This window comes from Novosphingobium sp. CF614, from assembly GCF_900113255.1.
Taxonomy (GTDB): Bacteria; Pseudomonadota; Alphaproteobacteria; order Sphingomonadales; family Sphingomonadaceae; genus Novosphingobium.
In genome coordinates this window covers 260,121-281,700 of sequence record NZ_FOOR01000002.1, presented here as the reverse complement: position 1 = coordinate 281,700, position 21,580 = coordinate 260,121, and the positions used below count along the sequence as shown (strand labels likewise).

Annotated in this window: 18 protein-coding genes; 9 read left to right on the top strand and 9 right to left on the bottom strand. The window is 67.5% G+C overall.

Going from position 1 to position 21,580, the window contains the following annotated elements:
• Positions 1-173 precede the first annotated feature (173 nt).
• From fdhD to BM052_RS04170, 3 genes are all read left to right on the top strand, one after another.
• Positions 174-1,013, top strand: coding sequence for a formate dehydrogenase accessory sulfurtransferase FdhD (gene fdhD, locus BM052_RS04180; RefSeq protein ID WP_091143937.1), 840 nt, complete (start codon positions 174-176; stop codon positions 1,011-1,013).
• A 94-nt stretch (positions 1,014-1,107) separates the two neighbouring features.
• Positions 1,108-2,319 (top strand): toxic anion resistance protein, encoded by a 1,212-nt coding sequence (locus BM052_RS04175; RefSeq protein WP_091143561.1) that lies wholly within the window; start codon positions 1,108-1,110, stop codon positions 2,317-2,319.
• 6 nt (positions 2,320-2,325) lie between these two features.
• A complete protein-coding gene (locus BM052_RS04170; RefSeq protein WP_091143560.1) occupies positions 2,326-3,024 on the top strand; it encodes a hypothetical protein in 699 nt (232 codons plus the stop codon).
• 356 nt (positions 3,025-3,380) lie between these two features.
• Here the strand turns inward: BM052_RS04170 and BM052_RS04165 are convergent, their stop codons facing one another.
• Entirely contained in the window at positions 3,381-5,606 is a 2,226-nt protein-coding gene (locus tag BM052_RS04165; protein WP_091143557.1) for a tetratricopeptide repeat protein, read from the bottom strand.
• 289 nt (positions 5,607-5,895) lie between these two features.
• Here BM052_RS04165 and BM052_RS04160 point away from each other — a divergent pair, with 289 nt between their 5' ends.
• Genes BM052_RS04160 through BM052_RS04150 form a run of 3 tightly spaced genes read left to right on the top strand, consistent with a single transcriptional unit; the run spans position 5,896 to position 8,864 of the window.
• Positions 5,896-6,924, top strand: coding sequence for a glycosyltransferase family 2 protein (locus tag BM052_RS04160; protein WP_091143556.1), 1,029 nt, complete (start codon positions 5,896-5,898; stop codon positions 6,922-6,924).
• Positions 6,925-6,942: 18 nt separating this feature from the next.
• Positions 6,943-7,329 (top strand): GtrA family protein, encoded by a 387-nt coding sequence (locus tag BM052_RS04155; protein WP_091143553.1) that lies wholly within the window; start codon positions 6,943-6,945, stop codon positions 7,327-7,329.
• A gap of 23 nt (positions 7,330-7,352) precedes the next feature.
• Positions 7,353-8,864 carry a hypothetical protein gene (locus BM052_RS04150; RefSeq protein WP_218151513.1) on the top strand — a complete coding sequence of 504 codons (1,512 nt, stop codon included), beginning with the start codon at positions 7,353-7,355 and terminating at the stop codon, positions 8,862-8,864.
• 42 nt (positions 8,865-8,906) lie between these two features.
• On the opposite strand, the gene BM052_RS04145 is transcribed toward BM052_RS04150, so the two are convergent.
• The 6 genes from BM052_RS04145 to BM052_RS04120 form a co-directional block, all read right to left on the bottom strand.
• The gene (locus BM052_RS04145) at positions 8,907-9,125 is read right to left on the bottom strand and encodes a formate dehydrogenase subunit delta (protein ID WP_177198314.1); all 219 of its coding nucleotides are present in this window, start codon (positions 9,123-9,125) and stop codon (positions 8,907-8,909) included.
• A gap of 10 nt (positions 9,126-9,135) precedes the next feature.
• Positions 9,136-11,976, bottom strand: coding sequence for a formate dehydrogenase subunit alpha (fdhF, locus tag BM052_RS04140; protein ID WP_091143547.1), 2,841 nt, complete (start codon positions 11,974-11,976; stop codon positions 9,136-9,138).
• Positions 11,977-12,094: 118 nt separating this feature from the next.
• Complete coding sequence (locus BM052_RS04135; protein ID WP_091143545.1) at positions 12,095-13,648, bottom strand: NADH-ubiquinone oxidoreductase-F iron-sulfur binding region domain-containing protein; 1,554 nt, start codon at positions 13,646-13,648, stop codon at positions 12,095-12,097.
• Complete coding sequence (locus tag BM052_RS04130) at positions 13,645-14,109, bottom strand: formate dehydrogenase subunit gamma (RefSeq protein WP_091143935.1); 465 nt, start codon at positions 14,107-14,109, stop codon at positions 13,645-13,647. Before BM052_RS04130 ends, BM052_RS04135 begins: the two co-directional genes overlap by 4 nt.
• 104 nt (positions 14,110-14,213) lie before the next feature.
• Positions 14,214-15,104 (bottom strand): LysR family transcriptional regulator, encoded by an 891-nt coding sequence (locus BM052_RS04125; RefSeq protein ID WP_091143543.1) that lies wholly within the window; start codon positions 15,102-15,104, stop codon positions 14,214-14,216.
• Positions 15,105-15,293: 189 nt separating this feature from the next.
• Positions 15,294-15,695: a MarR family winged helix-turn-helix transcriptional regulator gene (locus tag BM052_RS04120; RefSeq protein WP_091143540.1), complete on the bottom strand. Its 402-nt coding sequence runs from the start codon at positions 15,693-15,695 to the stop codon at positions 15,294-15,296.
• A gap of 244 nt (positions 15,696-15,939) precedes the next feature.
• Here BM052_RS04120 and BM052_RS04115 point away from each other — a divergent pair, with 244 nt between their 5' ends.
• The gene (locus tag BM052_RS04115; RefSeq protein WP_091143538.1) at positions 15,940-16,149 is read left to right on the top strand and encodes a hypothetical protein; all 210 of its coding nucleotides are present in this window, start codon (positions 15,940-15,942) and stop codon (positions 16,147-16,149) included.
• A gap of 156 nt (positions 16,150-16,305) precedes the next feature.
• Here the strand turns inward: BM052_RS04115 and dxs are convergent, their stop codons facing one another.
• Both dxs and BM052_RS04105 read right to left on the bottom strand, forming a co-directional pair.
• Positions 16,306-18,243 (bottom strand): 1-deoxy-D-xylulose-5-phosphate synthase, encoded by a 1,938-nt coding sequence (gene dxs / locus BM052_RS04110; RefSeq protein ID WP_091143536.1) that lies wholly within the window; start codon positions 18,241-18,243, stop codon positions 16,306-16,308.
• Positions 18,244-18,401: 158 nt separating this feature from the next.
• Entirely contained in the window at positions 18,402-20,108 is a 1,707-nt protein-coding gene (locus BM052_RS04105; protein WP_091143534.1) for a DUF1963 domain-containing protein, read from the bottom strand.
• Between the two features lie 119 nt (positions 20,109-20,227).
• On the opposite strand from BM052_RS04105, the gene BM052_RS04100 reads away from it, so the two are divergent.
• Positions 20,228-20,818: a thymidine kinase gene (locus BM052_RS04100; RefSeq protein WP_091143532.1), complete on the top strand. Its 591-nt coding sequence runs from the start codon at positions 20,228-20,230 to the stop codon at positions 20,816-20,818.
• Between the two features lie 47 nt (positions 20,819-20,865).
• Positions 20,866-21,552, top strand: a complete 687-nt coding sequence (locus BM052_RS04095; RefSeq protein WP_091143530.1) for a site-2 protease family protein — start codon at positions 20,866-20,868, stop codon at positions 21,550-21,552.
• Positions 21,553-21,580 lie beyond the last annotated feature (28 nt).

The window sequence follows — 21,580 nt, the reverse complement described above, 5'->3', positions numbered from 1 at the left end:
TCGCCGGGAACGGGGTGTCGTGGCCATGTCGTCATCCCGCGCTTGCTCCGCGACCGCTGGCGGTGTTTACAGGGAGCCTCGCCTGGAAACCACGCCGAACAATCGCCAGCGGTTCCCGATCACGCGCGGGGTGCCAGGCGAAGGAAGCCAATTCAATCCGTTGGAGCAGCGATCTGGAACAGTCGGATGCCACCGGGGGTACTGCACGGGCGCGGGTACGGCGCAGCGCTTACGGCCCGGCGCCGGGCGAGGCGGAGACGATCCTCATTCCCGTCGAAGCGCCCATCGCGATCGAAACCAATGGCATCGCCTATGCGGTGATGATGGCGACGCCGCTCGACCTCGAGGATTTCGTCACCGGTTTCCTGATGGCGGAGGGCCTGGCGACGGCGGGCGAAGTGGGGGCGGTGGCGCTCCACACCGTGGAGAGCGGCGCCTGGGGCATCGGCCATGTAGCGCGCGTGAACCTGCCGGCCGAACGGCTGGGCCCGATCCTGGAGCGCGCGCGGCGGCGGGTGGGGGACAGCTCCTGCGGCATCTGCGGGATAGAGGGCGTCGAGGCGGCGCTGCGGCCGCTGCCGATGCTGGCGCGGGCCAGCGCCGCGAGGCCCGAGGCGATCCGGCGCGGGCTTGACGGCCTGCGCGCGCGCCAGCGGCTTGGGAACCTGACCCGGGCCACCCATGCCGCCGCGTTCTGCGACGAGAGCGGCACGGTCGTCGCGGTGCGGGAGGACGTGGGCCGGCACAATGCACTCGACAAGCTGGTCGGCGCCCTGGCCCGCGCGGGGGATGACGCGGCGCAGGGCTTCATCGTCATGACCTCGCGCTGTTCCTATGAACTGGTGGAGAAGACCGTGCGCGCCGGTTGCCCGCTGCTGGTGACGATTTCCGCGCCGACTGATCTCGCGGTGCGCCGCGCGGCGGCGGCCGGGCTCGCGCTCGCGGTGGTGGCGCGCGAGGATTCGGTGTTGCTGGCGAGCGTCGATGGAGAATCGCCGTTCGTCGACGAGTGAGCGGGGCCTCGTCCGGTTTTTCTTGTAGTGCTGCGGCGGCGAACCTAGATTCGGGCGGTTTCCGGGTTTCGGCGAAGGACAAGGACTTCCATCGATGGCTGTTGCGACCGACCAGGCTGCCCTGGGTGAACTGAAGCTCACCCCGCCAGACCCCGTGCCCGTGGTACAGGCGGAGCGCGCCGCCGGCCTTGTGCCGGTGGGCGACGAGCAGAAGTCGAAGCTGCAAGTGCGGGTCGACGAGTTCGTCGAGGATCTCGTCGCGCAGGATTCCAATTCGCCCGAGTTCGGCCGCCGGGTCGACCAGATCACCAGCATGGGCCGGCGCGAGATCGCCGAGGCTGCCGGCCACTCCAACCGTTTCCTCGACCGTCCGGTGCGCGCGATGGACCGGGACGCGGGCGTAGGCACCGACCTGGCCGAACTGCGCCGCACCGTCGAGGATCTCGACCCTTCCACCAAGGGCGACCTGCTGGCCCCGCGCAAGCTTTTCGGCGTGATCCCGTTCGGCTCCAAGCTGCGCAACTACTTCGACGGCTACAAGAGCGCGCAGAGCCACATCAGCGCGATCCTGGCGCGCCTGCAAGGCGGCAAGGACGAACTGCTGATGGACAACGCCGCGATCGACGTGGAGCGGCAGAACCTGTGGGCGACCATGGGCAAGCTGGAACAGATGGTCTTCATGTCCAAGGCACTGGACGAAGCGCTGGAGCAGAAGGCCGCCGATCTCGACCACACCGATCCCGCCAAGGCCAAGGCGGTGAGGGAGGGCGCGCTGTTCTACGTGCGCCAGCGCACGCAGGATCTGCTGACGCAGATGGCGGTGTCGGTCCAGGGCTATCTCGCGCTCGACCTGGTCAAGAAGAACAACGTGGAACTCATCAAGGGCATCGATCGCGCTTCCACCACCACTGTCGGCGCGTTGCGCACGGCCGTCACCGTGGCCCAGGCGATGGCCAACCAGAAGCTGGTGCTCGACCAGATCACCGCGCTCAACACCACCACCGCCAACATCATCGACGGCACCGGCCAGATGCTGAAGGACAACACCGCGCGCATCCACGCCCAGGCCGCCGGATCGACGATTCCGCTCGAGACATTGAGCCGCGCGTTCCAGAACATCTACGATACGATGGATTCGATCGACACCTTCAAGCTCAAGGCGCTCGATTCGATGAAGCAGACCGTCACCGCGCTGGAAGGCGAGGTCGGCAAGTCCAAGGCCTACATCGCCCGTGCCCAGGGCCAGTCCGAAGGCGTCGCCATCGGTGAAAAGGGCGGCAAGTCGCTGCTGGAGGTCCTGGACTAGGAAGCGATGGCACAAGTGCCCGCCCGCGTTTCGCAGGAGATCGTCCGCGCCGCCCGGCGCCAGCGCGCGATCCGGCTCTACAACGCTCGCAAGGAGCGCTGGCGCTTTCGGCTGCGGCGCCTCCGCCGCGCCTTCCTGGCGCTGTCGGGCGTCTGGATCGCCGCGCTGGTGGCGGGGCTGGTGCTGGGCGGACTGTCGTTCATGGCGACGCTGCTTTCGCTGCTGCTGGGCATCGCCGTGTTCCTCGTGCTGGCGATCTACCCGGCGACGCCGCGCCTCCATGCCGAGGATCTCGACAGCGCGAGCCTGCCCGAACTGGCCGGCTCGGCCGAGCTGTGGCTGGAAGGCAAGCGCCGCGCGCTGCCCGCCGCCGCGCTGGACGCGATCGACATGATCGGCGTCAGGCTGGAGCAGATCGCCCCGCAACTCGCCGCATTGGAAGAGAGCGGTCCCGCCGCGCGCGAGGTGCGCAAGCTCCTGTCAGAGCATCTGCCGGCGCTGGTCGACAGCTACACCCGCATCCCGCCATCGCTACGCGCCCAGCCGGGCCCGGCCGGCGCCACGCCGTCCGAGCAACTGATAGACGGCCTGGGCGTCATCTCCGACCAGATCGAGACGCTGAGCCACGACCTGTCCCGCAACGACCTCGACGCCCTGGCGACCCGCGGCCGCTTCCTTGAAACGAAGTACGTCGATCGTGATTGAGTTGCTTACGCAGGACGAGAGCCTGCCGTTTTGGTGATGCTTTGGGCGATGCCGGCCTGGCCTTTCCCCGTCACCCTTGTTCAGTCAGCCCCAATCAAACCATCCTTTGGAATGACCCGTCGTCCCGAATCAAGTCGGGGAAGACGAGTCAATCGAACGGGCCATCGATATTATCCCCTTCCTTCGTCGTTGCGAACCGCCGAAGGCGGTGCGGCAATCCAGGGTGGTTGAGCCTGCCCTGGATTGCTTCGGCGGCTTCGCCCCTCGCAAAGACGAAGCAAGGGAATAGCTGAGTCTCGCGCCGAGGAACTGCGTACAAGGAAGAAGCCACGCATCCAGCCCATCAAATCAAACCGTCACGCCACCGCGAAATGGTCCGGGGCCAGCCCGTCCAGTCGCCGTTCGTGCATCCGCGCCAGGGCGGTTTCGACCCGCCGCGTATAGCCGGTCGTATCGAACAGCGGCTGGCTGGTGCGATCGGCGGTGAGGCGGTTGCGGATGGTGGACAGGCGCGTGGGATCGCGGGCGAGTTCGAGAGCGAGCGCGGCGTAGGCCGCTTCGCTCTCGACCGCCAGTTCGGGCAGGCCGACGGCATGGACCAGGCTGGCCGCGACGCGGGCGGCGAATTGCCGGCCGGCCAGCGTCAGGACCGGAAGGCCGGCCCAGAGCGCGTCGCTCGCGGTGGTGTGGGCGTTGACGGCGAACGTGTCGAGGAACAGGTCGGCATGGGCGAGCCGGCCCAGATGCTCGCCGTGCGGCACCGAGGGAGAGAATACCAGCCGCGCCGGATCGATGCCGCGCGCCTGGGCTTCGCGGCGCAAGTTGTCCTCGGCCCAGCGGTTTGAGCGCAGCAGCCACAGCACGCTGCCCGGCACGTCGCGCAGCAGGCCCATCCAGATGTCCCATTCGCGCGGGGATATCTTGTAGGTGTGGTTGAAGCTGGCGAAGACGAAGCCTTGTTCCGGCAGGTCCCAGCCGGCGCGGCCCCTGGTGTCGGGCACGATCTGGCGCTTGTCGTCGTTGGCCTGGTAGCAATGGGCCAGCCGCACGATCTTCTCGCTGAAGAAGCGTTCCGCGCCCGGCGGCATGGTCACGGGATCGGCGATGAAATAGTCCATGCAGGGATGCCCGATGGTGCCGGGATAGCCCATGAAACTGACTTGCACCGGGGCCAGGCGGCGGCCGAACAGGCGGGTGCGGGTGCCCCGGGTATAGCCCTTGAGGTCGACTGCGATGTCGAGCCCGTCGGCGCGGGCGAGAGCCACGACGTCCTCGTCGCGCATCGCGCCGATCTCGGTGAAGGCATCGGCATGGCCGCGCAGGTCGGCGCGGGCACGGTCTTCCTCGCGCCGGGGGCCGTAGCTGTAGAGCCGCACGTCGAAGCGGTCGCGGTCGTGCTCGCGGAAGAACCCGGCCATCAGGTACATCGTCGCATGATTATGGAAATCGGCCGAGAAGTAGCCGATGCGGATGCGGCCGTCGGTGGACGGGGCGGGATCGGGCAGGCTCGCCGGCGCCGGCGGGAACATCTGCGCCGCGCAGGCCAGCGAGCGGCGGTACTGATGCGCCGGGTCGTCGATGAAGGGCAGCGAGGCGAAGGGCTGGACCGCTGCCGCCTCCGGCCCCTCGGTCAGCACGAACTCCCCGCGTGAGCGCCAGTCGCAGATATGCGCTTCCTCGAAGAGCGCTTGCAGCCGCGCCGAGCGGTCGCCGGGATCGAGCGCGAGCGCCCCCCGGAACGCGGCGATGGCGCCGGGCTCGTCGCCCTTGAGCACCAGGGCCTTGCCCTTGTTGATGAGGGCCTGCGCGTTCGCGGGATTGGCGGCGAGCGCCCGGTCATAAGCCGCCAGCGCTTCGTCGACGCGGTCCAGCGCGAGCAGTTCGGCGCCCATGTTGTTGTGCGCGTCGCTATGGCCGGGGCGCAGCCGCACGGCCTGTGCGAAGCAGGCCAAGGCGTCTTCGCGCAAGGCCGCCTTGGCCTTGAGGTTGCCGAGGTTGTAGTGCGCGTCGACATAGCCGGGATCGATGCGGATGGCGGCCGCGAAATGCTCGGCGGCTTCGTCGTCGCGATCCGACAGCTGGAGCAGGTTGGCGAGGTTGTAGCGCGCGTCGGCATAATCGGGCGCGCGCATGATGACTTCGCGGTAGGTCGCCTCGGCCTCGGCCAGGCGGCCCTGCTTGCGCAGCGCGATGGCGAGGTTGTTGTAGCTGGCCCGCGGCTGCGGGTCCGCCTCGATGGCGCGGCGGAACGCGGTTTCCGCCCCCGCGTTGTCCTCCAGCGCCAAGAGCGCGGCGCCGAGCAGGTTGTGCACGCCATGCGCGCGCGGGAACGCCTCGGCAAGGGCATGGCCCCGGCGGGCGACTTCGTCCATGCGGCCCGCCCGATAGGCGGTGACCATCACGTCGAACTGCTGCTGGGAAGGGCTGTCGCTGGCGGCTTCCAGCGCCTCCAAAGCGGCGCGGGCGCGGGGATTGCGCGGGTGCTTGTCGAGCACCTGGCGATAGATCGCGCGCGCCGCTTCGGTCTCCCCGCGCTTCGCCGCGCCTTTCGCCTTAATCAGGAGCGATTCCAGTCCGCTCATCCCGCTTCCTTCACGCCCGACAGAACCTTGCCAGCGGATAAGCAAACAAGGTTGATCGAAGGTGGCTCGATGTCAGGGGAATATACGTAATCAAAGGTCATCCCGGGCCAGCTGGCGGTGTTTCCGCTCTGCACCGCTGCAAGGGCACGCCGAGAAGTTCCGCCAGGGGTCCCCGGGCGAATGGGGGATAACGGCCGGGCTTGATCGCATGGCTCGCCTTTTACGCTCGGTTAACCACAGGTGGCCGATAGAGCGTATCGGTGCAGCAAGTCTTGCGGGGACCGTGACTATGAAGATGGGGCCGATCATGCCGTTCGCCGCGCAGGCGTGCCCGCGTCTCTCGGTGGTGGTGCCGTGCCATAACGAGGAAGCGGTCCTCGAAATGCTGGAAAAGCGCCTTTCGGCCGCTTGCACCGACGTGTTCGGCGAGGACCATGAGATCATCCTGGTCAACGATGGCTCGAAGGATCGTACCTGGCCGGTGATATGCGACCTCGTGAAGCGCAACCCGCGCATCCTGGGCGTGGATCTTTCGCGCAACCATGGCCACCAGCTTGCGGTTACCGCCGGGTTGCAGGTGAGCCGGGGCGCGCTGGTGATGATGATCGACGCCGACTTGCAGGATCCGCCCGAGCTGCTGGGGGCAATGGTCGCCAGGATCGAGCAGGGCTATGACGTCGTCTATGGCCAGCGCATCCGGCGTCACGGGGAAAGCGCCTTCAAGCGCGGCTCCGCCTCGCTGTTCTACAAGCTGCTCAACCGCCTTGCCGACCATGAGATCCCGCTCGACACCGGCGACTTCCGCCTGATGACCCGCCGTGTCGTCGACCAGCTCAACGCCATGCCCGAACGCTTTCGCTTCATTCGCGGCATGGTGAGCTGGATCGGCTTCGAACAGACTGCCATCGAATACGAGCGCGATCCGCGCGCGGCGGGCGAGACGCACTATCCGCTCACCCGCATGATCCGCCTCGCGCTCGATGCGATCACCAGCTTTTCCACCCTGCCGCTGCGCATGGCCTCGCACCTGGGCATGGTGATGGGCCTGATCGGCTTCGCGATGCTGGGTTGGGCGATCTTCCGCTGGTTTCAGGACGGAACCATCGTCGGCTGGACCAGTACGGTGGCGGTCGTGCTCATCATGGGCAGCGTGCAGCTCTTCATCCTCGGCGTCTTCGGCGACTACCTTGGCCGGCTCTATCTGGAGAACAAGCGCCGGCCGTTGTTCATCGTGCGCGAGATGCGCTCGCAGACAGGTGCGGCCGGGCGGGTTCCCGCTTCGGCGATGCCGGCCGTACCCGTCGATGTGCATGGCTGAATCCGGCGCCGGCGTGCCATGCTGAAATCGGGCGTCCGTTTCGGTTTGGTCGGCCTTGCCAATACCCTGGTGGGTCTTGCCATCATTGCGGTGCTGCTGCGCGCGGGGGCGGGGGACTACCTGGCGAATGCTGCGAGCTACTCGATCGGCCTGTGCCTGTCCTTCGTACTCAACCGCGCCTGGACCTTCGGGCAGCGCGGGCCGGTGGCGGGCATTGAGGCGCGGCGCTTCGTGATCGTTTTCGTGCTGTCCTATGGCGCCAACCTCGCGGTGCTGACGCTGATGCGGGGCATCGGCTTCGGCGAGAGCCTGATCGGGCAGGGGGCGGGCATGGTCGTCTACTCCGTCTGTTTCTTCCTGCTCTCGCGCCGCTATGTCTTTCGCGTCGAGGCGGAGTCGGCGTGAACGCTTATTCGAGAGAACCGTTCGTGCAAGCGGCCGAGGTGCGGAGCGGATGGGCGGCCGCGCGCTGGTGGCCGCTGCTGGTGGTGCTGGCGGTGGTGCCGCTGCTCTATCCCGCCGTGCCACCGCTGACCGACCTGCCCGCGCACATGTCGCGCATCATGGTCCAGATGGACGATGGGCGGTCGGCGGACATCACGCGGTGGTACGGCTTCGAATGGAACCTCATCCCCAATCTCGGCACGGACCTGCTGGCCTGGGTGATCGAGCCGCTGCTGGGGCTCGAACCGACGATGAAGGCGATCGCGATGCTTGTCGTCGCGATGCAGGCGGCGGGCTACCTGCTGCTCTCGCGCGCGGCGCATGGGCGCGTGACGGCGACGGCGCTGTTCGCGCTGCCGCTCGCCTACGGGAACCCGTTCCAGTACGGCTTCCTCAACTTCACTTTCGCGGTCGCGCTGGCGACGCTGGCGCTGGCCTTGTGGATCACGCCGCGCATGGCCGCGCGGCCGGTGCTGCGCTGGTTCATATTCGGCGCCGTCGCCTGCGCGGTGTGGATCAGCCATCTTGCCGGCTGGGCGGTGCTGTGCCTGCTGGTGGGCTGCTGCGAACTGGCCGCGCGGTACGAGCAGACCGGCAATCTTCGGCGCGCGCTGCCGGGCGGGTTCGTGGCCAGTTCGTGCCTGCTGCTGCCGCAGATCCTGAGCCTGCTCTGGCCGCACAGTCCGGAGCATCTGCCGACGCAAGGCTTCTTTCTCGTGGCCGAGAAGCTGTATTTCCTCGTCAATGTGCTCGCCGATCGCTGGACGGCGTTCGATAATTTCTGCGCGTTCGCCCTGTTCGTCCTGATCGTGTTCACCTGGCGTTCGAAGGCCACTGCGCTGCACAAGGGATTGGCACTGGGCGCGATCGTGCTGTTCGGTGTGTTCTGGCTGTTGCCCGGCTGGATCTACGGCTCCTACTATGCCGACATGCGCATGACGCCCACGATCTTCGCCCTGGCGTTGATCGCGGCACGGCCGCGCCTCGCATCGAGGCACATGGCTTGGCTGGCGCTGGCGGGACTGGCGTTCTTCGGCGTGCGCCTGGCCGGAACCACCCTGAGCATGGCCATGTGGGATCGCCAGCTCAAGCAGGAGCTGGCAGTGCTGGATTCGCTGCCGCGCGGCGCGCAGCTGGTTTCGTTCAGTGCCCTCCCCTGCCGGACATTCGTGCTCCAGGGGCGGGTGCGCGACATGCACATCGCCAGCTACGCGCTGACGCGCCGGCATGCCTTCGCCAACGACCAGTTCGCGATGTCCGGCGGACAGCTGCTGCGGATTCACAACCCGGCCGCCGGAGCGTTCGACCGCGACCCTTCGACCATCGAGATCGGCGAATCGTGCAACGATGCGACACCCCTGTTGGACAGTGCCGCGAAAGTGCCCGCGGCGATCCCCTACCTGTGGATCGTATGGCACACGCCGGAACTGCCGGTGCCGGGCTGGCGGGTCCTGGCCCGCTCCGGTGGTTCCGTGCTCTACCAGCGGGTGCGCTGACCGGCCTGTCCGATTCAGCCTGCCCGATTCAGGCTGTCCGATTCAGGCTGGGTGCCGCAAGGCCGCGAAGGCGGCGCGCACCTCTTCTGGCAATTCCGCGCCGGGCTCTTCGAGCATGGCGATCGCCCGGGCCTTCATGCGCGGGGCCCAGAACAGGGTGAGATGTTCGGCCGTCGCCGCGATCGCTTCTTCCCGGCCCTGCGCCGCGAAGTTGCGCAGGATCTGCCCGGCCATGTGGACGAGGCGCTGGTCGTTGCTCATCATCGCCGGCTTACTCCGCGGGTTCGGCCGGCTCGATCCGGCGGCTTGCCTCGGCCTGGGCGCGGTAGCTCCTCTGCCAGTCGGAGGGGCCGTTGGAGGGCATGACCTGCACCGCCGTCACCTTGTATTCCGGGCAATTGGTCGCCCAGTCGGAAAAGTCGGTGGTGATGACGTTGGCCTGCGTGTCGGGGTGGTGGAAGGTGGTGTAGACCACGCCCGGCGCCACCCGGTCCGTGATCTTCGCGCGCAAAGTGGTCTCGCCCGCGCGGCTGCGGAGCGAGACCCAGTTGCCGTCACGGATGCCGCGATTCTCGGCATCGTGCGGGTGGATCTCCAGGCGGTCCTCTTCATGCCATTCGACGTTGGCGGTGCGCCGCGTCTGCGCCCCGACGTTATACTGGCTGAGGATGCGCCCGGTGGTGAGCAGCAGCGGAAAGCGCGGCCCGGTGCGCTCGTCGGTGGGGACATAGTCGGTGACCACGAAGTTCCCTTTGCCGCGTACGAAATGATCGATGTGCATTGTCGGCGTTCCCTCGGGCGCGGCGGCGTTCACCGGCCATTGCAGCGAGCCCCGCTGGTCGAGCACGGCGTAGTTCACGCCCGCGAAAGTCGGCGTCAGCCGCGCGATCTCGTCCATGATCTGCGAAGGGTGGGTATAGTTCCAATCGAGCCCCATGGCATGGGCGACGAGTTGCACCACTTCCCAGTCCGCATATCCGTTCTTCGGCTCCATCACCTTGCGCACGCGCTGGATGCGGCGTTCGGCATTGGTGAAAGTCCCGTCCTTCTCCAGGAAGGTCGATCCCGGCAGGAATACGTGCGCGTAGTTGGCCGTCTCGTTGAGGAACAGGTCCTGCACGACGACGCATTCCATCGCCGCCAGTCCCGCCGCGACGTGGGTGGTGTTGGGGTCGGACTGGAGGATGTCTTCGCCCTGGATGAAAATGCCCTTGAAAGCGCCGTCGGTGGCGGCATCGAGCATGTTGGGAATGCGCAGGCCCGGCTCCGGATCAAGGCTGACGCCCCAGTCCCGTTCGAACAGCGAACGCGCGGCGCTGTCCGAAACGTGACGATAGCCTGAAAGCTCGTGCGGGAAGCTGCCCATGTCGCAGGCGCCCTGCACGTTGTTCTGGCCGCGCAGCGGGTTCACGCCGACGCCGTCCTTGCCGACATTGCCGGTGGCCATGGCAAGGTTGGCGATGGCCATGACGGTGGAGGAGCCCTGGCTGTGCTCGGTGACGCCCAGGCCATAGTAGATCGCGGCATTGCCGCCGGTGGCATAGAGCCTGGCCGCCGCGCGCAGGTCGGCGGCGGGAACGCCGGTCAGGTCTTCTACCGCTTCGGGTGAACGCGCGGGTTCGGAGACGAACTCGGCCCATTCGGCATAGGCGTCGGTATCGCAGCGTTCGCGCACATAGGTCTCGTTCACCAGTCCTTCGGTGACGATGACGTGCGCCATGGCCGTAAGCACGGCGACATTGGTGCCCGGCCGCAGCGGCAGGTGGAATGCCGCTTCGATATGCGGGGAGCGCACCATGTCGATGCGGCGCGGATCGACGACGATCAGCTTCGCGCCTTCGCGCAGCCGCTTCTTCATGCGACTGGCGAAGACCGGGTGGCCGTCGGTCGGGTTGGCGCCGATCACCAGTATCACGTCGGCATGCCGCACGCTGTCGAAGTCCTGCGTGCCCGCCGAAGTGCCGAACGTGGTCTTCAGGCCATAGCCGGTCGGCGAGTGGCAGACGCGCGCGCACGTATCGACGTTGTTGTTGCCGAAACCCTGCCGGACCAGCTTCTGGACAAGGAAAGTCTCCTCGTTGGTGCAGCGGCTGGAAGTGATGCCGCCGATCGCGCGGGCGCCATGTTCCTTCTGCAGCCGGCGGAATTCGGATGCGACGCGGGCGATCGCGGCTTCCCACGAGACTTCGCGCCAGGGCTCGTCCACCGAGCCGCGCATCATCGGATTGAGAATGCGGTCGCGGTGCTGGGCATAGCCCCAGGCGAAGCGGCCCTTGACGCAGGAATGGCCGTGATTGGCCTTGCCTTCCTTCCACGGGACCATGCGCACCAGCTCTTCCCCGCGCATTTCCGCGCGGAAAGTGCAGCCGACGCCGCAATAGGCGCAAGTGGTGACGACCGCGCGGTCGGGCGTGCCGATCTCGATCACGGTCTTCTCGATCAGCGCCGAAGTCGGGCAGGCCTGCACGCAGGCGCCGCAGGAAACGCATTCGGAGGAGAGGAAACTTTCGTCCTGGCTGGCCGAAATCCCGCTGGCGAAGCCGCGTCCGTCGACCGTTAGGGCGAGCGTACCCTGCGTTTCGTCGCAGGCGCGCACGCAGCGCGAACAGACGATGCACTTGGTGGGATCGAACGTGAAATAGGGATTGCTCTCGTCCTTGCAGCCTTCGAGGTGGTTTTCCCCCTCGTAGCCGAAGCGCACGTCGCGCAGGCCCACCGCGCCGGCCATGTCCTGCAACTCGCAATCGCCATTGGCGCCGCAGGTAAGGCAGTCGAGCGGATGATCGGAGATATAGAGTTCCATCACGCCGCGCCGCAGCTTGCGCAGCCTGTCGCTCTGCGTGCGCACCGCCATGCCCGGCGCGACCGGCGTGGTGCAGGAGGCCGGATAGCCGCTTCGCCCTTCGACCTCGACAAGGCAGAGCCGGCAGGAACCGAAGCTTTCGAGGCTGTCGGTGGCGCAAAGCTTGGGGATCGCGGTATCGACCATCGCCGCCGCGCGCATGATCGAGGTGCCGGCGGGGACGGAGACTTCCTGGCCGTCGATGGTGAGCGAAACCGCCGCTCCCATCGCTTCCGGGGTTCCAAAGTCCTTTTCGCGGGTGAACGTCATATGTCTACTGCCAGAATGTAACGTATTGCCCTTCCCCCGCCGTCATTGCGGGCCCCGCCGCTTCCGGCGGCTTGCAATGACGAAGAAGGATATGCGTTTCGGTCAATGCACATCGCGGTCACTCCGCAGCCTCGGGCAGCGCGGAAGCGCCGCCGAAGTCCTCGGGGAAATGGTCGAGCGCGCTCAGCACCGGATAGGGCGTGAAGCCCCCCAGCGCGCAGAGCGAGCCGAACTTCATGGTGTCGCACAGATCGCGCAGCAGCGCGATTTCCTCGTCCTGCGTGCGCGCGGCCGTCCGGGCGTTGCGCATCTGCGGCATGATCTCCAGCATGCCGGCCCCGCGCGGCGCTCCGGCGACGATACGGTCGATCAGTTCCACGCCGCGCGTCGAGCCGATGCGGCAGGGGGTGCATTTGCCGCAGCTCTCCACCGCGCAGAACTCCATGGCGAAGCGCGCCATCCGCGCCATGTCCACGGTATCGTCGAACACGGTGATGCCGGCATGGCCGATAAGGCCGCCCGCCGCCGCGAAAGCCTCGTAATCGAAAGGCAGGTGGAACATCGCGGGCGGGAAATAGGCGCCGAGCGGCCCGCCCACTTGCACCGCGCGCACCGGACGGCCGCTGGCGGTGCCGCCGCCGATCTCGTTCACGAGTTCGCCCAGCGTCACCCCGAAACCGATCTCGCAGAGCCCGCCGTTCCTGACGTTGCCGGCGATCTGCACCGGCATCGTGCCGCGCGAACGGCCGAAGCCGACCTCGGCGTAGGCCTCGGCTCCCTCGGAAAGAATGAAGGGCACGGCGGCAAGGCTGAGCACGTTGTTGATGACGGTGGGCTTGCCGAACAGGCCTTCGATCGCCGGCAGCGGCGGCTTGGCGCGCACCTGGCCGCGCTTGCCCTCGATCGAATCGAGCAGCGCCGTTTCCTCGCCGCAGACGTAGGCGCCGGCGCCCACGCGCACTTCCAGCGTGAACGGCGCGATCCTTCCCGCCGAACGGGCCACGGCATCGCGCATGGTCCGAACCGCGAAGGGATATTCGCTGCGGATGTAGATGTAGCCATGGCCGGCGCCCACCGCGTGCCCGGCGATCGCCATGCCCTCGATCAGGCAATAGGGATCGCCTTCCATCAGCATGCGGTCGGCGAAAGTGCCGCTGTCGCCTTCGTCGGCATTGCAGACGATGAACTTCTCGTCCGCCTCGGCATCGCGCACGGTCTGCCACTTGATGCCGGTGGGAAAGCCCGCGCCGCCCCGGCCGCGCAGGCCCGATGCCTTGACCGCGTCGACCACTTCCTGCGGTGACAGTCTGAAGGCGGCTTCCAGGCCCTTCCACCCGCCATGCTCGGCATAGTCGGCCAGGCTGAGCGGATCGATCACGCCGCAGCGCGCGAACGTGAAGCGCTGCTGGCGGGCGAAGAACGGGTGCTCCGCGGTCACGCCGACGCGGTTCGCATGAGTGCCATCGAGCACGGCGGCGGCGTCCCGGGGGCCGACCGGGCCGTAGGCGATCCGGCCTTCGGAAGTCTCTACCTCGACCAGCGGCTCGATGGCGAACAGCCCCCTGCCGCCCGTGCGCACCACCTCGCAGCCGGCGCGCGCGAAGGCCTGGGCCAGGTCGTCGGCGCCGAGCGCGACCGAGGCCATGTCCCTGCTGACGAAGACGCGAGTCATGCCGTCACCTCGGCAACGATCCGCTCCACCGCGGCGCGGTCTATGCCCGCGACCGGGCGTTCGTCGACCAGCGCGTTGGGGCCGATGGCGCACAGGCCCAGGCAATAGATCGGTTCCAGCGCGACCTGCCCGTCCGGGCGCGCATCGCCCATGCCGATGCCCAGGCGCCGGACCAATTCCGCCTCGATCGCGGCGCTCCCGCGCGACTGGCAGCTTTCGGCGCGGCACAGCTTCACGACATGGCGCGCGGGCGCTTGTTCGCGGAAATCGGGGTAGAAGCTGACCACGCCGTGCACTTCCGCGCGGCTGAGATTGAGCGCCTCGGCGATCAGGGGCACCGCCTGCGGATCGACGAAGCCGAATTCCTCCTGCAATGCATGCAGCAAGGGCAGCAAGGCGCCGCGCATGCCGTTTCGCGCGAAACGGTCGATGACGGTCTGGATCTCGGCAAGTTCTGGCATGGCTTTCGTCACGGCTTCCGGCATGGCGCGTTTCTCTTCGCCGCCACGCTGATGCATCGCGGGCGGGTGGTCAAATTGATTACGGCGATGCTTGATAGATACTATCAATCAATCCCGGTCGCGATCCCGCGCGCGCAATTGAGGGCTGCTGCGGCGTTGGGGTTCAGGGGGGCGCGGTCGGCGACGATTACGGCGATGCGGCTGACCGGGGTGTCCATGGCGATCGGGTGGATGCTGGCCCAGTCCGCGCCTTCGATGAGGGCGACGTAGCGGTCCGGCATCACTGTCGCCAGGCGGGCGGAGCGGACCATGGCGAGCAGCGCGATGTAGCTGTCCGCCGTCGCGCGCGGGGTGACGGAGAGGCCGTGCCCGCTCAGCAGGCCGTCCAGGATGCGGCGGTTCTGCATGCCCTGGTGCAGCAGGCACAGCGGGTGGCGGGCCACGTCTTCCCAGCTCATCCCGCCCCGCGCCCGGCGCTTGCCGGCGGCGGTCACGAACACATAGCGCTCGGCATAGAGCGGCACGGCGATCACGTTGGCGGGCCGCTCGTGGTCGAGATAGGTGATCCCCGCGTCGATCTCGAAGGCCTCGATCGCATGCACGATCTCGCGCGAGGTCAGCGAGCGGACCGAGAGCGTCATGCCGGCATGGGCCTGGAGCAGCGCCTCGGTGAACCGGCCGACGCAGGGCATCGCCGCCGGGATCGCGCCGAGCCGGAATTCCCCCCGCAGCGGCCCGTCGAGCACTTCCACCGCATGGACCATGCCCTCGTGCGCGGCGAGCAGCTGCTGCGCCCAGGGCAGCATCGCCCGCCCTTCCGCGGTCAGCCCGATATAGCGCCGGTCCCGCTCGACCAGGCGCTTGCCGAGCTGGCCTTCCAGCGCGGCAAGCGCCGATGAGAGCGTGGGCTGGGTGATCCCGCAGGCGTCCGCCGCCCGCGCGAAGTGTTCCTCGCGCGCCAGCGTGACGAAATAACGCAATGCTCTCAATTGCATAGGGCTTTCCCGGCGGGACTACGATAGATAAATCCTATCACGCCGGCGGCCGAAAGGAACCGATCTTTCGCGTCGCTCCCCGGCGCCTGCGCTCAACCGGGCCCGACCATACCCCGACCGGGGACCACCTGGGGACCGACCGGGGACCAACCAGGGGCCAAGCGGGCTCAAGGCGGGCCCGCCACCGCGTCAGGTCCGCTCGGCCTCGCAGGGCGGGAACAGGGTGTCCAACGCTTGATGGGCCGTGGAAGTCAGGCTCAGAAGCGCGCTTTCGGCGTTCGCCGGATCGTCAAGGCGCGCAACATATCCATTTTGGACCAGAATTGTGATCCAGCGCGATCCGGTCGACACGGGAACGCGGGCCGCGGCGCAAGTGCTCGCGACGCTGGCGGCCTTGCCTGCCTTTTCCGAAATATAGATATCGAGCAGGATGTCCCAGGCCGGATCGCTGAAAATATCGCTCTTGAACAGGTCATCACGCTTACGGCGCAAAAGATATTGATTTAACGCCAAATTGGGAAGATTTTCAGTGCCGTTTTGCAGAAAATCGGAATTCGTGCTATTCGAATCAAAGTTGGTTTCGTCGATCATCGCATTGATCGAGGGGGAAGTATTACCCCTCTCATGTGTGTTTTTGTGCATATAGCGCCCCCTCGCGGTTTCGACCGCGCTAACCATTAGTAAACCGATTTTACTCCGTTATGGAACATACTTCGGTGCATCTTTTTGCACAATCGATTGCATTTCCACAGCTTCGTCGGATCGGGGAAGAGAGGCGTTAGGTTCTTATCCCTAGTGCGCTTAAGGGTCACCCGCGCGGGGTAAGTCGACTCGGATGGATATTGAGCAGATGTTCCCAAAAGGTGCTTCCCCGGAGGATGCTCTTCGAGCCTCCATCGACGCGCTGCGCGAGATTATTTCCCTGTATGACCGGCTTGGCCTGATGTTTCCGGCGGTCCACGCCGCGGCCGCACTGCACGCGGCCTGCTCCGCCCTGGCCGACGAGATCGGCATCTCCGAGAGCGAGAGTGAGGCGCGGGGGTAATATTCGGCGGGCCGCCGTGCGGCCGATTGCGCTGCGATGTATCGACACCCCGCCACTCTTCCGTGACCCCCGGAAACGAAATCGGGCAAGCCGCATCATGCCCTGGGCGAGCGCGGTTGGGTGGGCAGGCGGGTGTCTCCCGCCCGCCGCCGTCCCTCAAGCCCGGGCTTCTTCCACCCCGGCGCTGTTGTGGCGCAGCGCGCTCAGGACGGTGTCGACGATCTGGGGGGCGTTCAGGCCGGCTTCGTCGTATTGGGCTTCGGGCTTGTCCTGGTCCTGGAACAGGTCCGGCAGGCGCATGGTGCGGATTTTCAGGCCGCCGCCGGCGCTGTCGGGATCGGTCAGCCCCTCGTCGCTCGCCATGGTGAGCACGTGGGCGCCCAGGCCGCCGATCGCGCCTTCCTCGATCGTCACGATCACTTCATGGCCCAGCATCAGGCGGCGGATCAGGTCGGTGTCGAGCGGCTTGGCGAAGCGCAAGTCGGCCACCGTGGTCGACAGGCCCTTGGCCTCCAGCGTTTCCGCCGCCTTCAGCGCCTCGCCCAGGCGCGTGCCGAGCGAGAGCAGGGCGACCTTGGTGCCTTCGCGCACCACCCGGCCCTTGCCGATTTCCAGCAGCAGCGGCGTTTCGGGCAGCGGCACGCCCACGCCGTTGCCGCGCGGATAGCGGAAGGCGATGGGGCCGGCGTCGTGCCGGGCGGCGGTGTGGGTCATGTGCACCAGCTCCGCCTCGTCGGCGGCGGCCATGACCACCATGTTGGGCAGCGTCGCCAGATACGTGATGTCGAACGCGCCGGCATGGGTCGCGCCGTCGGCGCCGACCAGGCCCGCGCGGTCGATGGCGAAGCGCACCGGCAGGTTCTGGATCGCCACGTCGTGCACCACCTGGTCGAAGGCGCGCTGCAGGAAGGTGGAGTAGATCGCGCAGAATGGGCGCATGCCTTGCGCGGCCAGGCCGGCGGCGAACGTCACCGCGTGCTGTTCGGCGATGCCGACGTCGAAACTGCGATCGGGAAAGGCGGCCCCGAACTTGTCGAGCCCGGTGCCCGAGGGCATCGCGGCGGTGATCGCGCAGATCGTTTCGTCCCGCCGCGCCTCGGCGATCAGCGCCTGGGCGAAGACGCCGGTATAGCTGGGCGGGCCGGCCGGCGCCTTGACCTGTTCGCCGGTGACGACGTTGAACTTCTGCACGCCGTGGTACTTGTCGGCCGATTCCTCCGCCGGGGCATAGCCCTTGCCCTTCTTGGTCACGACATGGATCAGGCAGGGGCCGACTTCCGCGTCGCGCACGTTTTCCAGGATCGGGATCAGCTGGTCCAGGTTATGGCCGTCCACCGGGCCGACATAGTAGAAGCCCAGCTCCTCGAACAAAGTGCCGCCCATGGCCAGGCCGCGCGCGAATTCGTCGGTCTTGCGGGCGGCGCGGTGCAGCGGTTCGGGCAGGCGGCGGGAGATCTTGCGCGCCAGTTCGCGCATGTTGAGGAACGGACGGGAGGACACCAGCTTGGCAAGGTAGGCCGAAAGCCCGCCGACCGGCGGCGCGATCGACATGTCGTTGTCGTTCAGGATCACGATCAGCCGGTTGCCCGCCGGCTTGGCGTTGTTCATCGCCTCGTAGGCCATGCCCGCGCTCATCGCGCCGTCGCCGATCACGGCGATGCCGCGCCCCGGCTCGTGCTTCAGCTTGTTGGCCACCGCGAAGCCCAGCGCCGCCGAGATCGAGGTGGAGCTGTGCGCGGCCCCGAACGGATCGAATTCGCTTTCGCTGCGCTTGGTGAAGCCGGACAGGCCGCCGCCCTGGCGCAGCGTGCGGATGCGGTCGCGCCGGCCGGTCAGGATCTTGTGCGGATAGGCCTGGTGGCCGACGTCCCAGACCAGGCGGTCGCGCGGGGTATCGAACACGTAGTGGATCGCCACCGTCAACTCGACGACGCCGAGGCCCGAACCGAGATGCCCGCCGGTCTGCCCCACGGCGGAAATCATCTCGGCGCGCAGTTCGTCGGCAAGCTGGCGCAGCTGGCCGGGCTTCAGCTTGCGCAGGTCTTCGGGTGCGGGAACCGTATCGAGCAGGGGGGTGGCCGGGTTGGCATTCATTTCTCGGGCCTTACACGCTTGTTGCGATCATGTCGATTGACAGGGGCTGTCATGACACAGCACGGTGCGGGACCCATGAACGGGCCAAGGATTCTCGATGATGATGGTCGCGAGTTCCCCTCCAGTCACTTTCGTCCTCACTGCCGACAGGTTCGCTTTCAGGCGCACGCGAAAGTCAGTTCCGCCGCGCTCCAGTTGCCTGCCCCGGCGTCGGCGGGGCTGATCCAGAACTGGAACAGCCCCATCTCGCCCCAGCGCCATTCCATCATGTCGTCGTAGCCCAGCTGGAGCAGGAGAATGTCCTGGCGGTGCTCGTCACGCGCCGATTGCTGGCAGCCGCCCAGGCCGAACATCTGGTGCGGGTGCAGGATGGGCAGGCGGTAGTCGCGGTTGATCCGGGCCAGGTCCTCCTCGGGCATCGCGCCTAGCGCGTCCGGTGCGCCGGTGACCATGGCTCGCAGCGACAGCGTCGTCAGTTCGGCGATCTCGTGGGGTACGTGGTATTGCACCAGATCGCCGTAGGCGGCGTGCAGTTCGGCCAGCAGATCCTTGACGACGCCGTATTCCTGGGGCGTCAGCCGCTGCCACGGGGGGCGGCCGGCGACGAACCCGTCCATCGCCGCGATCATCCTGGGCAGGCTTTCGCGGTGGGCTTCGATCGCGGCAAGATCGGCCTGCCTTTCCGCCAGGTCCCGCCGGGCGGCTTCGATCCGCGCGGCTTCGGGCCGGCGTTCTTCGGGCCGGGGCTCTTCGGGATCCCGCTGCGCCTCGAGCAAAGCCAGCGCTTCCTCCGCCTGCCGCAGCTTGTCCCGCCGCAGGGCGACCAGCCGGGACGAGCCTTCCAGCGCCAGGTGAAGCCGATCGGCAAGATGGCTTGCCCCGTGCCACCACAGCGCGGGCGCCGCCTGCGCGCCGTCCCCGGCGGCGAATGCATGGTCGCGCGGGCCGGCATGCGCCGAAAGCAGATTGGCCATGGCCTTGGCAATGGCATCGTCACGCGGGGGGTCGCGCCGGGGGTCGTGTGGATCGCGGAGGTCCTCGGGCAGGTCCAGCAGCAGCGGCTCGACCGGCCAGAACGGAAAGAAATGGCGGCTCAGGCGATTCGCGCGCGCCGGGAACGGGTATCCGCCCTCGTCGAAGGCCGGCGGCAGATCCCGCGGCGGATCGGTGAAGTCGTGCTCTCCCGGCGGCACCGCGACGACGGCGCCGGTGCCCAGGAAGAAAGCGAGCGAGCCGGTCCCGGGCAGCATGCTATCCCGCGAACCGTCCGGATGGGCGGCGGCGAGTTCGGCGAAGTCGATCTGGGCGGCGAAGGGCAGGGGCGTGCCCCCGCCGTCGCGCGGCCATGCGGCCTCGCCCAGCCGGGGCAGTCCGCCCAGCCAGCTGCGATCGCCGAACCAGTCACGGTCGCGTTCGCGCGGCTTGCGTACCAGCACCACCGGGCGCGGCAATGGCAAGGCTGGTGGCGGCGCCTCCGCCTGTTCACCGGCGGCGCGGCGGCGCAGGCCGGCGATGCGCTGTTCCTGGGACAGCGCTTCGGGACGCCAGATCGGACCCGGTTCGGGGACATCGGGCCGTGGCCGCTTGCGGAGCCCGGGCTGCGCGCCGGGTGCCTTTTCCGAGCTCTCGCCGCCGATCGCCGATGCGGCCAGCAACGAGAGCACGATACCCAGCACCAGCAGTCCGAGCACCGCCGCGCCGCGTCCCCGGATGGCGATCAATTGCGCCGCCGCGGTGTCCAGAACGGCCAGGGCGCCGCGGGCATTGTCGGAACCAGGCGAAGGGGCATGGGGCGCCAGCGCGACGTAGGCGGCGATCAGGGCGACGAGCCCGAACACCGCGCACATGGCGATTACTCTCTTCATGCCCAACTCCACCGCTTTCAGCACGATCCGTTACAGGACGATGGTTAACTTCATCCAAGCGGGGAGAAACCCCGGCAATCCCGTGCATGGCGCAGCGCGAGGTGTTATCCCCAACCGCGATGGCCAAGCTCTATTTCTACTACGCCAGCATGAACGCGGGGAAGTCCGCCACGTTGTTGCAGGCGAACTTCAACTACAACGAACGCGGCATGCGCACGATGTTGTGGACCGCCGCGATCGATGATCGCGGCGCGGGAGAAGGCGATGCGCACGCGATCGAAAGCCGCATCGGGCTGCATGCCGGCGCCCACCGCTTTGCGGCCGGCACCGACCTGTTCGGGCGGGTCGGGGCGGTCCATGCGGAGGCGGCATTGTCCTGCGTGCTGGTGGACGAGGCGCAGTTCCTCACCCCCGCCCAGGTGTGGCAATGCGCGGACATCGCCGACAAGGCGGGCATCCCGGTGCTCTGCTATGGGCTGCGCACCGATTTTCGCGGCGAACTGTTTCCCGGCTCGGCGGTCCTGCTGGGGATCGCCGATACGCTGGTGGAGCTCAAGGCGGTGTGCCACTGCGGGCGCAAGGCTTCGATGAACTTGCGCGTCGATGCCCGGGGCAACGCGGTCAGCGAAGGCCCGCAGGCGGAGATCGGCGGCAACGACCGCTACATCGCCCTGTGCCGCCGCCATTTCAGCGAGGCGATGGGGCGTTGAGCAGCGGATCGATTGCGCGCGGCTCCCGCCGTTCCTAGATAGCGGGCATGAACGAAACCCTGCTGCAGGTCGCGGCGCTCATCATCCCGCTCATCGTTGCGATCGTGTTCCATGAGGTCGCGCACGGCTGGACGGCGCTGGCCCTCGGCGATCCGACCGCGCGCGAGCAGCGCCGGCTCAGCCTCAATCCGCTGCGTCACGTCGATCCCTTCGGCACCGTGATCCTGCCGGCGATCCTGTGGCTTACCACGCATGCCGCGTTCGGCTGGGCGAAGCCGGTGCCGGTCAGCAAGGGGCGGCTGCGCAATCCGCGCCGGGGGATGATGGCGGTCGCGGCGGCGGGACCGGCGACCAACCTGGTGCTGGCCGCGATCGGCGCGGTGCTGCTGGGCCTGCTGGTGCGCTACGCCGGCGACAATGAAGGGCCGTTCCTTCGGTTCCTGGCGGAAAACTTCAACAATTTCATCGTAGTCAACGTGTTCCTGGCACTGTTCAACCTGCTGCCGCTGCCGCCCTTCGACGGTTCGCACATAGCCGAGGGGTTGCTGCCGCGCGCGGCGGCGCGCGGCTATGCCCGGTTGCGGCCGTTCGGCTTTCCGCTGCTGTTCGTGCTGCTGCTGGTGATCCCGGCGCTGTTTCCCGGCTGGGGCGTGGTGGAACGCGTCGTGCTGCCGCCGGTGATCTGGATGAGCGGGCACTATTACGAACTGGCACGGTTCATCGCCGGCGGCTGAGGCCCTTCGCCGCGTTCGAGAAGGTTGA

What these genes read in the sequence shown, in the direction of transcription:
- BM052_RS04165 (WP_091143557.1), bottom strand. Translation starts at nt 5,606, where the DNA reads ATGAGCGGACTGGAATCGCTCCTGATTAAGGCGAAAGGCGCGGCGAAG.
- fdhF (WP_091143547.1), bottom strand. Translation starts at nt 11,976, where the DNA reads ATGACGTTCACCCGCGAAAAGGACTTTGGAACCCCGGAAGCGATGGGA.
- BM052_RS04095 (WP_091143530.1), top strand. Translation starts at nt 20,866, where the DNA reads ATGAACGAAACCCTGCTGCAGGTCGCGGCGCTCATCATCCCGCTCATC.
- BM052_RS04145 (WP_177198314.1), bottom strand. Translation starts at nt 9,125, where the DNA reads ATGAGCAACGACCAGCGCCTCGTCCACATGGCCGGGCAGATCCTGCGC.
- BM052_RS04155 (WP_091143553.1), top strand. Translation starts at nt 6,943, where the DNA reads ATGCTGAAATCGGGCGTCCGTTTCGGTTTGGTCGGCCTTGCCAATACC.
- BM052_RS04100 (WP_091143532.1), top strand. Translation starts at nt 20,228, where the DNA reads ATGGCCAAGCTCTATTTCTACTACGCCAGCATGAACGCGGGGAAGTCC.
- BM052_RS04175 (WP_091143561.1), top strand. Translation starts at nt 1,108, where the DNA reads ATGGCTGTTGCGACCGACCAGGCTGCCCTGGGTGAACTGAAGCTCACC.
- BM052_RS04135 (WP_091143545.1), bottom strand. Translation starts at nt 13,648, where the DNA reads ATGACTCGCGTCTTCGTCAGCAGGGACATGGCCTCGGTCGCGCTCGGC.
- BM052_RS04170 (WP_091143560.1), top strand. Translation starts at nt 2,326, where the DNA reads ATGGCACAAGTGCCCGCCCGCGTTTCGCAGGAGATCGTCCGCGCCGCC.
- BM052_RS04115 (WP_091143538.1), top strand. Translation starts at nt 15,940, where the DNA reads ATGGATATTGAGCAGATGTTCCCAAAAGGTGCTTCCCCGGAGGATGCT.
- dxs (WP_091143536.1), bottom strand. Translation starts at nt 18,243, where the DNA reads ATGAATGCCAACCCGGCCACCCCCCTGCTCGATACGGTTCCCGCACCC.
- BM052_RS04125 (WP_091143543.1), bottom strand. Translation starts at nt 15,104, where the DNA reads ATGCAATTGAGAGCATTGCGTTATTTCGTCACGCTGGCGCGCGAGGAA.
- BM052_RS04130 (WP_091143935.1), bottom strand. Translation starts at nt 14,109, where the DNA reads ATGCCAGAACTTGCCGAGATCCAGACCGTCATCGACCGTTTCGCGCGA.
- BM052_RS04120 (WP_091143540.1), bottom strand. Translation starts at nt 15,695, where the DNA reads ATGATCGACGAAACCAACTTTGATTCGAATAGCACGAATTCCGATTTT.
- BM052_RS04160 (WP_091143556.1), top strand. Translation starts at nt 5,896, where the DNA reads ATGAAGATGGGGCCGATCATGCCGTTCGCCGCGCAGGCGTGCCCGCGT.
- BM052_RS04105 (WP_091143534.1), bottom strand. Translation starts at nt 20,108, where the DNA reads ATGAAGAGAGTAATCGCCATGTGCGCGGTGTTCGGGCTCGTCGCCCTG.